10 protein-coding genes are annotated in these 14,550 nt (G+C 59.2%); 2 read left to right on the top strand and 8 right to left on the bottom strand.

Going from position 1 to position 14,550, the window contains the following annotated elements; all coding sequences use genetic code 11:
• Window positions 1-447: 447 nt before the first annotated feature.
• Window positions 448-873: a toxin gene (locus tag AC6LKG_RS21945; RefSeq protein WP_498168117.1), complete on the bottom strand. Its 426-nt coding sequence runs from the start codon at window positions 871-873 to the stop codon at window positions 448-450.
• Window positions 874-973: 100 nt separating this feature from the next.
• Between AC6LKG_RS21945 and AC6LKG_RS21950 the strand changes: the two genes are divergently transcribed.
• Complete coding sequence (locus AC6LKG_RS21950; protein ID WP_498168120.1) at window positions 974-1,453, top strand: helix-turn-helix domain-containing protein; 480 nt, start codon at window positions 974-976, stop codon at window positions 1,451-1,453.
• Window positions 1,454-1,547: 94 nt separating this feature from the next.
• On the opposite strand, the gene AC6LKG_RS21955 is transcribed toward AC6LKG_RS21950, so the two are convergent.
• A complete protein-coding gene (locus AC6LKG_RS21955) occupies window positions 1,548-1,880 on the bottom strand; it encodes a hypothetical protein (protein ID WP_006392221.1) in 333 nt (110 codons plus the stop codon).
• Window positions 1,881-2,533: 653 nt separating this feature from the next.
• On the opposite strand from AC6LKG_RS21955, the gene AC6LKG_RS21960 reads away from it, so the two are divergent.
• Window positions 2,534-4,072 carry a DNA cytosine methyltransferase gene (locus tag AC6LKG_RS21960; RefSeq protein ID WP_498168122.1) on the top strand — a complete coding sequence of 513 codons (1,539 nt, stop codon included), beginning with the start codon at window positions 2,534-2,536 and terminating at the stop codon, window positions 4,070-4,072.
• 128 nt (window positions 4,073-4,200) lie between these two features.
• Here AC6LKG_RS21960 and AC6LKG_RS21965 read toward each other — a convergent pair whose 3' ends face one another.
• From AC6LKG_RS21965 to AC6LKG_RS21990, 6 genes are read right to left on the bottom strand one after another with little or no spacing between them, the layout of a single operon-like run.
• A complete protein-coding gene (locus AC6LKG_RS21965; RefSeq protein WP_327761150.1) occupies window positions 4,201-4,692 on the bottom strand; it encodes a very short patch repair endonuclease in 492 nt (163 codons plus the stop codon).
• 38 nt (window positions 4,693-4,730) lie between these two features.
• Window positions 4,731-6,515 carry an AIPR family protein gene (locus tag AC6LKG_RS21970; protein WP_327761151.1) on the bottom strand — a complete coding sequence of 595 codons (1,785 nt, stop codon included), beginning with the start codon at window positions 6,513-6,515 and terminating at the stop codon, window positions 4,731-4,733.
• Window positions 6,512-7,516: a PD-(D/E)XK motif protein gene (locus AC6LKG_RS21975; protein ID WP_498168125.1), complete on the bottom strand. Its 1,005-nt coding sequence runs from the start codon at window positions 7,514-7,516 to the stop codon at window positions 6,512-6,514. The genes AC6LKG_RS21970 and AC6LKG_RS21975 overlap by 4 nt, the downstream gene beginning before the upstream one ends.
• A complete protein-coding gene (locus tag AC6LKG_RS21980) occupies window positions 7,500-10,388 on the bottom strand; it encodes a Z1 domain-containing protein (protein ID WP_498137904.1) in 2,889 nt (962 codons plus the stop codon). Before AC6LKG_RS21980 ends, AC6LKG_RS21975 begins: the two co-directional genes overlap by 17 nt.
• Window positions 10,389-10,418: 30 nt before the next feature.
• Complete coding sequence (locus AC6LKG_RS21985) at window positions 10,419-11,876, bottom strand: ATP-binding protein (protein ID WP_327761154.1); 1,458 nt, start codon at window positions 11,874-11,876, stop codon at window positions 10,419-10,421.
• Between the two features lie 38 nt (window positions 11,877-11,914).
• Complete coding sequence (locus AC6LKG_RS21990; protein WP_498168127.1) at window positions 11,915-14,482, bottom strand: sigma-70 family RNA polymerase sigma factor; 2,568 nt, start codon at window positions 14,480-14,482, stop codon at window positions 11,915-11,917.
• Window positions 14,483-14,550: the final 68 nt, after the last annotated feature.

Raw genomic sequence — 14,550 nt, forward strand, 5'->3', positions numbered from 1 at the left:
TCACGAAGGGCTTGGCGCCCGGCACGCTTCTGTCCACCGAGATCGGCAGGGTCTGCGCCAGCACGGGCGTCCAGACCTGCGTGAAGACCACGGACCACACAATCAGGGAACGGAGCTTGGACATCATTCGTACTCGGTTGAAGGCGGCTTGAAGGGAGGGCGTCGCAATCGTCTTGATGACTGCGGGAACCCCCACATCCCGTCACCCGCCACGGATCGCCGGCGATATCTGGAATCGGCAATTGCGCGCTTCGCAAAGCGCCATACAGGACTTCACTTTTAGTCGCGCTCCGTTCGTGCGCGACGTAGGAACGATCCGAGATTCGGCGCGATGCGCACGAAAATCGGATGAATGGCATGTTGTGTGGGTAATGCGCGCATCGGCGGCAATCGCGCTGCGCGGGATCGAAAGCCCCGCGCCGGCCTCGCGCAATGCCCTTCGTCCGTTCAGCCCAGGTCCACCTTCACCGAATGCTTCGGCGCCCGATAATGCGACGAACGCTTGCGTGATTGCCGCGTCGCGGCCTCAAGGGGTAGTCCCGCCTTGCCCAGCGCCCGCGCCAGTTGCTTGCCTGACACGATTCGGCGGCCGACGGTGTCTTCGTCCACGTCCACCTTGACGTACAGCCGGAACAGCCAGAATTGCCGTTCGGCATCGCACCAGTAATAGATCACGCGCAGGCCGCTGCGCTTGCCCCGGCTGCGGTGGGGATCGGCGTAGCGCAGCTTGCGCAGTCCGCCCGTGCCTTCGAGCACCACGCCCGCCTCCGGCATTTTCAGCATCAGGCATTGCAGCGCGCGAAATGCGTCATCGTCCAGGAACTTCTCGCGGTCGCGCGAGAACTCGGGCCGTTCGACAAACAGGGCATTCATGGCAATGCACGCGTATCACTATCGTGGATAGACTGAAACCCATTTTGAAGGGCTTCAAGGCGTCCATGCGCGTGCGGGCCGTGGGTTTCGGACGAAGCGAATGGCTGCGCTTCACGGACGAGGTCAGAACGGCTTCATCACCACCAGCAGAATGATCAGCACCGGCGCGGCCAACAGCGCCCGCCTGGCCGTCGTGCCGCTGGAACGCGCCGGCGGCCAGGCGCAATTCATCGTCCGGCCCACGCCGGCCTCGCACACCGACCTGACGCCGCTGCTGCACTGGATCGAACACCGGCTGGCCGAGAACCTGACCGTCGCCGCCCTGGCCGCCCAGGCCGCGGTCAGCGTGCGCACCTTGAACCGGCGGTTTCAGGAACTGCTGGGGGTGAGTCCGCTGCAATGGGTGATCCAGGCGAGGGTGAATCGTGCGCGCGGGATGCTGGAGACGACGGACCTGCCGGTGGAGCGGGTGGCGATGGAGGCGGGGTTCGGGTCAGCGGTGTCGCTGCGGGAGCATTTCACGGGGATCGTGGGGACGAGCCCGATGGGGTATCGACGGGCGTTTCGGCGGGCGGGGTGAGGGTGGCTTGATGCTTGGGGATGGGACGGCCTGACGCTTGGTGGCCTGGAACTGGCCTGACGCGTTGCGCGCCAGGCCGTTGGTCTTTTTTGGGTTACTGGATCGAGCGCGGCGCGTTGTGCGTGGCGGCGTCGAACGCGGCGTCATCGGCGTAGGCGCGGGCCGATTCCAGCATGGCGTCGGTCAGGGTGCCGAGGTGATCGCACAGGCCCTCCACGCCGCCCATCAACGCGGCCACCGTCCATGCGTCCAGCGGCTGGCTGCCGGTGGCAGCGGGTTCCGAGGCGCTGTTGCCGACCAGGCGGGCGATGGTCTGGATGGCGTAGCGGGCGCGTTCGATGTTGTAGAGGTGGGAGAGGGGGACCGGGCCGAGTTCGGGGTCGGTGTCGACCAGCCAGGGGTTTTGGGTGAGGGGGTGGGATTGCATGACAGGCTCCAAAGACTGATGAAGCCCGCTCCCCACTTCCAAATGGGGTGGGCGGGCGCAAGGCAAGGTTGGAAGACCGGCGTCTTTGGAAACCGGCGTGCGCGTACGCACCCTCGCCAGGGCCCGCCCATAGGGACGTGCAGAGGCGTACGGACGTGAAAAAGCCGCCAAGCGGCGGCGGTCCGCCAAAGACATTGCCGGCTTCCAAACCGGGGCTACCGTTGGTGCGGTAGTGGGGAGAAGTATACCGAAGAGCACTGTCGCTCTCCTCTTGGTTCGGCGGACGATTTCACTATCGAGCAATGCAACTTAGGCCTAGGCTAAACATTATCTTGGATGAGGAGCGGTCTACCATGCCGCCACGGTTGAGCGGCTACAACACTCGACAGCGCTGCACCCAACCCTGCCAGTGCCTGTCAACCAAGGCCATCAACCAGAATCCAATATTGTTTCTCTACAACCACAGACGCAGGCCACATCCACGAATAGATTCTCGACCTAGCGACAAGGCATGAATTCAGAACAGCACAGAAGCACTGCGCACCCATGTTTTGGGCCCTGCGACTAAGGTCCACTGATACAATCCAAGGCCTTGCGACTAAGGTCCACTGATACAAAATACAGAACTAATGACTCAGCGTGGAAAGATTCCGGTGATAGACCTGTTTGCCGGACCTGGGGGGCTATGCGAAGGGCTTTCGTCTGTCGTGGATACAACGGGCGTTCACCGGTTCGCCGTCAAAGTCTCCATCGAAAAGGATCCGGTCGCCCATCGCACACTGCTGCTTCGGGCGATCTTCCGCAAGTTTCCCAAGGGAAAAGTCCCGAACTGTTATTACGACTACGTTCGCGGCAAGATAGCCCGCGAGCAGTTTCTATCCCATCCTGAGATCAAGGATGCAGCGGAGCACGCCGCTAAAGAGGCCCGATGCGCAGAACTCGGCGTCACCCCACCCGAGGAAGTCGACGGATGGATTCGTGAGGCTTTGGGCAACCAGACAGATTGGGTGCTTATCGGCGGCCCCCCGTGCCAAGCCTACTCCCTCGCCGGCCGATCACGGCTTCGCGGTAAGGACGTGGAGAAGTTCGAGGCAGACGCCAAGCACTTCCTCTACATGGAATACTTGCGGATCATCCAACAATTCGCTCCCGCCATCTTCGTGATGGAGAACGTCAAGGGGATGCTCAACTCCACCAACTCCGGCAAGCGCATCTTTGAACAGATTCTTTCCGACCTAAAAGCGCCTCGGAGCGACCTGAAATATGAAATCCGCTCGTTTGTAGTCCAGAAAACCGAAGGTGAGCTTGAGCCCAATGACTATGTGATAGAAGCCGAAGACTACGGAATTCCGCAAAATCGGCATCGAGTGATCCTCTTTGGCATCCGTGCGGACATCGCGGAGGCAACTCCAGCGCTCAGGGAACGGCCCGAGTCTTTCTTGCTTCGCAAGGCGGACAGCAAAGTTGGGGTGAGTGCCGCGCTTGCAGGTCTGCCAGAGCTACGCAGCCGCTTGTCCAGAGAGCCCGATTCACGTGAAACGTGGATTGCCGCAATTCGGCAGGCACCCCAGGCACTTAAAGGCTGGCGCGTGCCGCTGCGTAGTGTTATTGAGATCGCCATGGCGAAGTACATCAAGAAAGCCGAGAAACAGACGACGTTTGGCGCCTCGTTCGTGGAAGCCGTAGTGGCTCCAGGCAGGTGCATGCCTGCGAACTTGCAGGACTGGTATCTGGATCCGAATCTCGGCGGCGTCTTGCACCATGAGACGCGTAGCCACATGCGATCGGACCTGCATCGCTATATGTTCGCGGCCTGCTTTGCCGCGACGCAGCCGTATGCCCCGGACTTGCGCAACTTTCCGCCGAAATTGCTACCAGATCATGTAAACGTGGACGAAGAGACAATTCCATTCAAGGATCGCTTTCGCGTCCAAATGGGAAAATTCCCGTCCTCTACGGTGGTTGCTCACATCAAGAAAGATGGGCACTACTATATCCATCCTGACCCCGCACAGTGCCGTAGCCTGACTGCACGCGAAGCCGCCCGCTTGCAAACGTTCCCCGACAACTACTTCTTCGAAGGGAATCGAACAGAACAATACGGTCAAATCGGCAATGCCGTCCCACCGCTGCTAGCCAAACAAATCGGCCAAATAATTCTAGATTTTATGACTTCTCCGCGTCGAAAGTGACGGCGCGGCGCCATCAAAAATTGCGTCTCGGCGCGGGTGCACGCGATGACGGAGGGCCCTCGAGAAGCTCGTGGGCAAGCACTTGCTGGGTTGCATGAGCGCCGCTCTAGATTGGCATAGATGGCATGCTAGAGCGCGCCGCCCACCTCAGACTTGGTATCAGCCGCTAGACTTCGAGCGCTGATCTCTCCAAAGCTCACGCCGCTATTGATCCATTGCTGGAGGGCTTTGGGCAGGACCGTGGCGGCCTCAGGATCGCGCATCGCGCACTCCCAAACGTTTAGCACTCTCCAGCCCATCTCGGCCAGCTTGCTTACAGCACGCTGATCGCGTTCGACATTGCCTCGCAGTTTGGCAGTCCAAAATTCTGCGCGCGTAGATGGCGTCTTTGCGTACTTGCATCCCGGATGCATGTGCCAGAAGCAACCGTGCACAAAGATCGCGATCTTGCGGCCGGGCATGGCGATGTCCGGCGTACCAGGCAAGTCGCGTCGGTGCAGCCTAAAACGATACCCCAATTCGAACAACATTTTTCGAACAAGCATCTCGGGTTGGGAATTTTTACCCTTGATGCCGGACATCATCCGGCTGCGCTTTTCTGGGCTGACGACATCTGGCATGACTAACTATCATCTCCCGCGGCCGCCTTGCCAGCCGCTCATGCGGGCCTAACCTCAGGAATGTCGTCAGCCGGCTCCGAATAATTTCCACCCATCACAGCCTCCTTGCATTCCGGACGCTTGGCCCACTCGGATACCATACGCCCGCCGGAAGTAGCATGCAACGTATCATTGACTTCCTTAGCCCAAGTAGCAATCTGCGACATCAGCTCCGGCGATGCAGCCTGCTTAATCCAGATGCGGTCGAGATCGATGCGCGCACCAAGCTTCTCGGATAGCACAGCGATGGTGTAGGCGGTTACGTTGGCCTGGAAGGCTGGGAACATCGGGCGCAATAGTTTCTGTGCGTCTCGATAGAGCTTGGCCTTAGCGATCATTGCCTTGAAATCGGCCACATTAGGCAATGGCGCTTCTTGGCCGTCATTGGGCGCGAGCGCGGCCATGAAACTGTCGAAGTTCTTCTGCGAACCCTTGCTCACAATGTCAGGCTTGCAGTCCCAGGCATTGAGATACTTAGCCAAATCCGTCTTGGTGACACGGCGAGCCGATGGGATGGCCTCCTTCAGCGCCTTGAGGCGGGTTGGTGTATTTCCCTCGCGAGCGAGCAGGGTGTTATAACTTCCAGCGGCTCGCTCGTAGAACCATTGGCTCACCCCGTCTGGGCAGTAGACCGAGCGCGAGAGCTTTTCGATTTCCACATGGAAGGGCTTATTCGCTGATAGGTCCGATTGGCGGACTGCGTTCTGGCTATTGGCATAGCGCGAAATGTCTGACACCAAGGCTTCCTCCTTAATGGAGTCCTGTACCTTCATGACGATGATCTTCGCAGGCACACGGACGGGACTGAGATCCGCCTCGGGATACTTCTTTTTGGTGAAATAGAGAGAGGCCGTTGTCTGGCCACCGTTCACGATTTGCAGGCCTTTGAGCCAAGCGATTCCCTGCTCGCCCTGAGAGGTCTTACCCAGGATCATCTCGTCAGCCACGATCACGATGCCGTTGTTGTAGGCCATGAACCGCTCAGGTGCGGAGCGCAACGTCGACTGAATTCCAGCATTGACGCTCTTCTTGCTCGTCACGCTCAGGAAGGACCGGACATTAGCCTCCAGCAGACGCGCACCGAACTTCTCGTACAGCAGCCGCAAGGCTTCTCCTGGAATGGCTGTCAACGCGTAATCATAGTCGTCGTTTTCGCCCGGCACATAGACGCAGGGTAACGAAGAGCCCGACACCTCGTTGAAGTCAACAACCAGCTCATCGCGTGGCTTTCCTTCGGAAGTGTGCCTGTGCAGCCGCTCGATATCCATTACCTCAAGTCGCACTGCCTTGCCGCCGATATCACGAGTCTTGAAACTCTTGGATTTGGCCACGCGGTCCGTTATGACGTAGACGCGGATCTGTTCAAGATCATTGAAAATCGTCTGCAGCGTCACTGCCAGCGAGCGTACGTCACTGGATGGATCAAGCTTTTGCGCCATCTTTCCCTCAGCGCATAGTGTCAAAAACCGTAGGCAGCGCTCGGCTGCCACCTTGGCTTCGGAGTCTGTGATGGGCGTGATTTCATCCACACCGGCATACAGGCTCACGAACAGGTCTAGTTGCTCGCTGTCGTCGGAGACAGAGTAGCCACTGAGTCGCAGGATGGCATTGCCCACAGTGCCTTCAAAGTGGCACTCGACGGGATCGAAAGTCATACCGATCTCCGACATATGCTCCATAACGATGCCGGCGAAGACCAGCTCCTCGTAGAGCGCGCCCTCTCGCATTTGAGTTTTCACTTCGAACTGCGTCTCGCGCAGGAAATCCAGCAGCCTTGAACTCATATCACTCCCAATTTTTTGACTGTATCGGCGACAGAAATGCTCGGTCCCGACGCCTTGTCTAAATCAATCTCGTACGTGGCTTTCATGATGCCCAACGGTACATTGCCCAGCGTAAGACGTGGGAAACAGTCCTTTACCTCTACAACGCGAATGTCGTACAGCGTGAATCTGCGGTGGTAGCGGTCCGCATGGGCGTCGAAGTAACCCGCGGCGATTAACCGCTCGCTCAACAGTCGCGCTGCTTCGACTTCACCTGCTGCGACATCATGCATCTCCGCTACCAGCTCCGGCAGACGCTTTCCGGCTTCAGATTGACGCAACCGCGCACCCGCGAGGAAAAGAGGCTGGCGTATAGAGTCGTCAAGCTGCTCAAGCGAACCGATTTTGGCGGGGAATCCGGTAACTGAAAGCGTGGTCTTTACCTCTAAGGAGCCGGTTCCCAGCTCGAAATCCTGTACGCCGTCGAGCGGGCCTACCCACGATTCAATGGCGGAGGCTGACGAAACTCCTGCGTCGATAACTGCCCGAAGCACCGTGAGTTCACCCACCAAGCCGATCTCGGATTCCGGGCTCAAGGCCTGAGCTCCCTTGCGCATGAATTCCTGCCAGGCACGGATCCGCCCGAGGAAAACTTTCAGCAGCTGCTCCTCCTCGAAATCGGACTCGATTTCCATTGCATGCGAGACGTCGGCTACCATCGCGGTGAAGAGCTCCAGACTGCCGTGCGAGCTGCGGGTCAGCGCTAGCCAGGTCAGCCCGTCTTCGGAGGGCTCCACACGCGACACTGCAAAGCCCTGTCCGTCGGGGAGCTTCTCGCCGATCGGCATCGCCGAGGACGAAAAGTTCACGAGTAGAGCCTCGTTCTTCTCAGGGAAGCGGAGTCCGGCCCGCAAGGAACACGTACCAACCCTCGCGATGGGAATGCTGCGCCAACCTGAGGCGTCCGCACTATCCCGCAGTGAATCCCACGCAAGCTCTATGTCTTCAATCGGCTGGACCATACTCTTGTGTCCAAATTAGGTGGTCCACGGCGTATTCCACCTTCACGCCAGACTCACTAGATGGGAAGCTCACACCGAACGCCATGACCGGGGCTTCCCGACCAGTAAGCAGGTCGCTTTCCGCTTTTTGGGGATCGAGGGGATAGAGCAGTAGGAGGCCGCGTTGAGGTGCCGGGGCGACACCATCGGCCTTGGCCCCCCTTCCGCGAATGAAGCGAATTGACGGGCCATTCGGCGTGTCGGGTTCACTGGGTTTGATACCATTTTTTTGGCGACCAGCGTCGGGATTAAACATCTTTTTGGTCCGGGCGAGCGCAGCACTCCAGGCAGCATTGTCTAGGTCGATGGCTTCGTCGCGAGGGGACAGCAGCCGGCCGATCGCGTATCGATCTTCGATATCCTTATCGGCAGTGCGTTTAGTCATCTTGTCGATAGTCAAACCACCGGTGAAGGTGTGCTTACCACCTGAGCCACCTGCGCCAGCGCCAAGCAGCGCCACAGTCCATGAGGTCAGCTCGCCGGTCGCAGCCATGGAGGTAACAAAATCACGGAGTAGCGCGCTATTGACCTTGCGAGCTTTCGGATGGGTGATAAAGGCGTCGAAGAAGTCGGCGATGTGGTCGGCCGGCACATCATTCCAGAGAAAGCCCTCCCATTCTTGTTGTTGGGTGCCACGCATACGCTTGGGATTGATTTCATGAGGCGCTCCGCAAGCGGCGATGAGCTTGTTTGTAGTATCAAGGTTTCGATCAATAATCTTGCTGTCGTAGTGCATCGACACAGTTTCGAGCAAGTCGCCGCTGAAAGAAAGCTGCAGATTCTTGGCTGTCCGCATCTTCAAAGGCGATGTTACTAGCAAGACCGGATGGGACTGCACGCGCAGGCCATAGTCGCGTGGCGTCGCACCACTTTCGGCCATGGCGTCGAACTCTTCGCGGAGCTCCTCGGAAGCATCAGCGATGTGGCCGAACCACTCGACAAGCTCTTCCGTTGTATAGAGCCGGCAGAGGTCGATATAGCCTGGCCGGTAGCCGAACCAGCGGCCCATCTGCATCAGCGTGTCATACATTTTTGTCGTGCGCACGAAGTAGCTGGTGCTCAGGCCCTCGAGTGTCAGGCCCCGCGCGAGCTTGTCACCGCCAATAGCGATGACCTTGAGACCCTTAGTGCCTAACTCGGCGTAATCCAACGCGTCCTTGGCTTTGCCGTTCACCATACGCACGTCGATATCGCAGAGCACATCGGGCAGTTTGGCGAGAATCTCCGTCCAGGGGAGAACTGCGGGCGGCTCTTCCGATTCGGTGAGTTTGGAGGCAATCGTCTGGGTCGTGGGAACGAAATCGGACTCCCATAGAGCGCGCAGTTCTCCGAGCAACGTCTCATGATCGATCCCACGGGTAACGCGCAGCTTCATCTTCTGGACAAAGTCTTCAACCTGACGATGCACCTCTTTCTGGACGAGCGTGAATCGAGTGACGTGGACTAGCATCGAGGAATGTTCATTCCCTTGCGCGCGGGCCTCCCGCGCCGCGCAGGCCAATACAAATGAGTAAACAGCCTCACGTAGCGAGGGCGGCAAAATGTCCTGCCCGCTGTGGATTGGCGAATGGTCCTTCTGATGCTTGGGTGGCATCCAGCCCTCACGGCCATCTTCGCTGGCGTGGTCCTTGAACACGCGTGTCAATGGCAGGCCGCTACGTCCCTCCGATGTTTGCAGGCCGAATACTCGCGCGGGACCTACATAGTTGGAGGGTGCGGCTAGGTTGACGATGAATGATTGAGGGAAAAGGTCCGGGCCTTCCTCGGGCGTTTCGTTCTGGCGATGGATAAAGATGTTGGCGAAGGGCGTCGCCGTATAGCCGACATAGGCCTTCTTGGCAAAGGTATTGAGGATTCTTCGAATCCTGCTGTTGATCGCCTTGGGTTCGTGGTCCTCGTCAGGCTTGCCGTCAGGGCCAATGTGCTGTTCTCCAGTGTCAACAGAAGCGTGATCGGCCTCGTCGTCTATCAGCAGCAGCGGGAGGTTTGACACGAACCGCCTGCCGTTTTCGTCAGTAGCATCGGCCACATGGCCTCGAATCCACTTAAGCAGCCGCTCCAGCACGATCTTGTGCTTCTTTACGACAAAGAGCCAAGGGCGCTGCTCTGGCGAGATGGCCAAGTGCTTGGCAATTTTGGTATTGAAATCTCCTGTGTTGGTCCGATTCGTCGCGCAGTTTGGCTTGATCTCAAAATCGCGGCCGTGCACGCCGACACCGACGAGCTTGACGATGTCGCCCGTTGCCGACGTTTCATAACCCAGGAAGCCCTCTTCAAGGCGGATCTGCGTCTGCGAGCGCAGGTTGTTGTGCAACCCCGCCAGGATGATGATGATCTTGTACCCGGAGTCGGCTGCCTTGCATATCAAACCCGAATAGTTGGCAGTCTTGCCGGACTGAACATGTCCCACCACCAAACCGCGGCGGTCCCACGCTCCTTCGCGGCTGGGGTCTTCCATAAGCCCCAGAATACGGTCGGTGGACTTGTCGACGGCATCCACAGCCGTCGTCGACATTCTGCGCTCTAGCATATCGCGGTAGCGGGGCCAATATCGCCAGTCCTTCTTGCGGGCCGCGTTGAGCCAGATCTCATGACCGGTTGTGTCCGAGAGCGCCGTGTCTTGGCCAATCCATAGGCTAAATCGACGGATCAACTCGGCGACTGCGGAAGCTTGGTCAATGGAATCTTCGTTGCCTGGCGCGACCACGGATGCGGCGATCGCCATCTTCTGGCTGATCAGCGCTGCCGTGACCGGCCCCTTGTCCTTTTCCGCAATCAATAGGCTCTGCGCGATGCTGAGCGCTGTCGCAGTTGAGGTGCTGAAATCTGGCACGGTTCCTCCTTTTTTTGTGTGTTTTTTGGCCTAGGTAGCAGCAAGGCCTCCAAGCCTCGCAATCAACGCTGGATAGTTCTGGAATGGTTCCGTCGACAGCAGCGCACACTTAGCCGCGTCGATGGACATGCCGCGCCGTCCGATCATGTCGGCGAAGAGCGTGTCCAACACTTTGGCGACCGCGTCAGGCGGCTCGCCCGAGAAGCCTGTCTTGGGCGTGTCCTTGTTTTCCGCCGTGTCGAGCCAGATGCGTTGAACAGGCACCGACTCCTCGATCACCCTTAGCATCGCCATGATCATCGGGGAGAGTTCCCCCGCCCTAGCTAACACGGCCACAACTGCGGGATGAGTCAGCTCGATCCTATAGCGGATCCCATCCTTCATTCGATCGACTCGCCAAGCCTGCTCGATTGGCGTGTTGCGTTGTGTGGGCATCGGCGTCCCGCGATAGGCGAAGACGCGGCGAGCACGCTCCCGTGTGTCTTCCGCCAGTCGAGTCAGCCATTGGCGCAGCGCAACCGGAGGCCGAGCCGTTGATTTGCGGACATCGATCTTCCAGTCGGCATCGGCGGTGTTGGGAATATCGAGCTGGATGCGCGCCAAGCGGTGTGCTTCCTCCCGATTCCAGGCCTTCGAATTGCCAAGGCCTAGCCATCCGCCAGCTACCAAGAGACGCTCATTGCGGTAGACGTAGAAGCCTTGTTGCGCAGTCCAGCCTGCTGGCCCCTCATTCTTTTTGAACTCGTCCTTAGTCAGCTTGTCCTGGTGGGGCAAGACGTGGCACTGTGCCATCACCTGTCCGCTGTCAGTCCGCTGTAGCGCAGGCGGCGAAGTCCAAGGCTTGGCGGAATGCCCTGACATAAACGGATCCCAAGGCTCGACGGGGCGGTTATTGATCAGCAGTTTTATCCGGGCTCGCGGGCCTTGCAGGAGGCGGTGGAAGACCATCGCCAGATGCGCCTCCACGATCACAGTCAGGGTCAAGTAGTCGTCCAGGGTGTAGCCGGCGGTGACGATACGGTCAAGCTTCTCCCAGAGCACCAGCGTTCCAGCCGTTTTGCCGTCGAGGCAGGAGAGATAGCGCAGGGAACCGTCGGCTGGGCCTTCGAACAGGAGCCAATCGCTTTGCGGGTCGGCCGCCAACTCGTCGAGGTCCCATCGCAAGCAGCTCCACTCACCATGCCTTACGCTGGCGACTGTCAACCGCCTGCACTGCGAGAGGGACGCGGTTTTCAAACCCATACCGAAGCGTCCGAGGTCATGTGCCTCGCGCGCAGCCAAGGGATTCCTGTCGCCGAGGCGCATTGCGCCTTCGAGCTCCGGGTCACTCATGCCGCGTCCGTCATCCAGGATCAACACGCGACTGTCGGGGCCGTCCCACTGGAAATCGATGCGCACCTCGCTTGCTCCGGCGGAGATGCTGTTGTCGATGATATCGGCCAGGGCCGCTGCTGTCGAATAGCCCAGACCTCGTAGGGATTCGAGCATGGCCGTTGCGCGAGGCGGAGCTTTGCGGGTTTTCGCAGTCATTTCCAATAGCCTTTCCCTGGCCAGTGCTCGAAGCCAAACGCGATGAGCTTACGCGCAAGCCTTCGATGCGGGTTGTCGGGCGTGGCCACAAGGCTTACCCAGATGCAGCCCGAGGCAGACTCTCGCCCATCGTCAACCGAAATACCAAGCTTGGCAGCTTCGGCGAGCACTTGGTCGAGGGACGTCGGCCTCATAGAGCCGGTGCGTCGAATTAGCTCGTGTGAAGGCGTTGTATCTGCAGCACCAAGGCCATCGGCTTCGGGTGGGTTTAGCGATCCAGAGACGGGGAGGTTCCCCTCGGGCTTCACACCCAATACTAGGCGGGCGAAGGGTTCGGATAGCGCCCTATGTCGGAGCCTCTTGATCGCCTTGGCCTCGATTTGCCGGATCCGCTCCCGCGTCAACTCGAAACGCGCGCCGATCTCTTCGAGTGTCAACGCCTCGTTGACCCCGATGCCGAAGCGCATCCGCAAAATCCATTCCTGCCTTCGGTCTTTCCCTGAGAGCGACGAGACAAACCGATCTACAGCCAGATTCAGTTGCTTCTCTTCCAAGGCGCCCGCCGGATCAGGCAAGAAGTGAACAGCGACGGCGCTCATTTCTTCGATTGTCAGCTCATCGATGTAGGAGGTGTCAGGCACGACACGCTGCAGCGCCACAAGCTTGTGATGCGACATCGCCATGAGCTCGGCTAGTTCGTTGACGGTCGGCTCGCGGTTGGCCGCCGCTTCGAAGGTCTGGGCCATGCGCTCCATGCGTTGGATCTTCTCGTGGACGTGAACAGGAATGCGGATCGTCCTAACTTTATCGGCGATATAGCGGCCGATCTGCTGCCGAATCCACCAAGTGGCATAGGTCGAGAAGCGAAAGCCACGACGCCAGTCATAACGGTCAACTGCTTTGAGCAGACCAATATTCCCCTCCTGCGCCAAGTCGTCCAGCGGCTCTCCGCTGTATAGATATTTTTTGGCGTGGAAGAAGGCCAACTTCAAATTCGCCGCTGCCATCCGGTCACGAGCATTTCGGAATCTGGCCATGGCACGCTCGAATCTAAGGCAGGATGCCGATCGATGCGCGGTATCGATTAGCTCCAGCAAGAAGCGACGATCAAGGTGCAGCGCTGCAAGCGCTTGGCGAATCTCATGGCTCGAGGCCCGCGGGACTATGTCCGCGTCAAGCAGCATAGTCAGTCGCCGGAGCGCATCGGCGAAAGCAGAATCACCGGTGTCTACCGCAGCATCTTCCCAGGCCTCGCCGTCCTCGTCCATGGTGTTTGCCGGCGCTTCGGCCACGAGAGCGCTTGCTTCCAAGCCCTCCGCTAATGCCAGCTCCGGATCTAGTTTGACCTCACCGGCCCAGATCGAAGCGAGTGGGCGCGATCCCGAGATCGCCTCTGCGCCGGCGGCTAGCGTCAGCGCGATTCCATCTGGCCATTCGGCCAGCGCATCAAGCGCATCGTCGAGGGCCGCTTCCATATCCTTGGCAAGCTGAATTTCCTGCTCAGCCGTAAGCAGGGGCAGACGCTGGAATTCGCGCTGATACATCTGCAGGGGCTCGTGGCGAGGCGACGCCACTCGGTCGATTGCGGCCAAAGCCTCATCGAGAGTAGCCTCTTCGTCGGATGTTTCCTCGGAATCGACGAACACCCCAAAGCTCTCGCCGACACCCGAATACTCAAAACGCTCGTCGATCTCGGCACCAAGGTCGTTGATAACCATGGCCAGGTATGCCTCGGCCTGAAGGTTGATCGAACGGTCTTCATTAGTCGACTGGGCCTGGACATCCGAGCTGGGCACAATGCCTTCGCGAAGAGCCCGTAGGAGAAGACGCCTAAGCTGTGCTCGGCCTTCAGCATCATCCGCGCGAGCCAGTGGTAGAGCCACTTCGGGCAAATAGGCGTCAACGTCATCCCACGCGGTCGAGGAATCGACGGGCTCATGAACCGTGATCGCTGTCTGGACTGCGCTGGCCGAATCCAAAACCCTCAGATCGACCTCTGGCCGTGTAGGTTCTTCTTCGGTCTCCCACCCCGAAAGATCGAACTCCCCGTCGTCCTTTTCATTGACAACGGTCGCGGGGAGCGCCGACTCCGATTCTGATGGCTCGGCCAAGGTTTTGGGTGTGGGCAGATCCAAAGCTCCCGTGCGTTCAGCAAGCGTAGTCTCCGCTGCGACGGGTTCAAGGGGTGGGGAAGGCTCGACGGCAGAATCTGACCCGGAATCGAGCGCGATACCGGAGCGCGAAAACGAGGGGATCGGCGCTCGCACTTCTTTAAGGATCGCTGCGGTGGCTTCCGCCCCGGCCGCGACGGCGATTTCGAGGGCGGTCTTGCCGGAAGGAGCGAGCAAGCGGTGGTCGGCTCCGGCGCTTAGTAGGAGCTTGCAAATCGCCGGCTTGTCCCGCGCGGCGGAAAGCATGAGGGGTGTCATGCCCCTGGCGTCACGAGCGTTGAGATCGTCGCCTCTCTCGATGTGGATTTGAACGGCGCTCTCGACGCCTGCGATCACAGCCAACCGCAGGAACTGGCTTAGGGGCCGGGCAACCGCAACGTTCGCTTCATTCACCTGGACACGCCTTTTCCGCCCAGCCGATCCGCGGCTCCCCTCCGCTTCTCATTCAACGCGTTATCACA

It is taken from the genome of Achromobacter sp. 46006, from assembly GCF_059761975.1.

Excerpts from the sequence above, each read along its gene's own strand:
- AC6LKG_RS21945 (WP_498168117.1), bottom strand. The coding sequence starts at position 873 with ATGAATGCCCTGTTTGTCGAACGGCCCGAGTTCTCGCGCGACCGCGAG.
- AC6LKG_RS21950 (WP_498168120.1), top strand. The coding sequence starts at position 974 with ATGGCTGCGCTTCACGGACGAGGTCAGAACGGCTTCATCACCACCAGC.
- AC6LKG_RS21955 (WP_006392221.1), bottom strand. The coding sequence starts at position 1,880 with ATGCAATCCCACCCCCTCACCCAAAACCCCTGGCTGGTCGACACCGAC.
- AC6LKG_RS21965 (WP_327761150.1), bottom strand. The coding sequence starts at position 4,692 with ATGCCAGATGTCGTCAGCCCAGAAAAGCGCAGCCGGATGATGTCCGGC.
- AC6LKG_RS21970 (WP_327761151.1), bottom strand. The coding sequence starts at position 6,515 with ATGAGTTCAAGGCTGCTGGATTTCCTGCGCGAGACGCAGTTCGAAGTG.
- AC6LKG_RS21975 (WP_498168125.1), bottom strand. The coding sequence starts at position 7,516 with ATGGTCCAGCCGATTGAAGACATAGAGCTTGCGTGGGATTCACTGCGG.
- AC6LKG_RS21985 (WP_327761154.1), bottom strand. The coding sequence starts at position 11,876 with ATGCTCGAATCCCTACGAGGTCTGGGCTATTCGACAGCAGCGGCCCTG.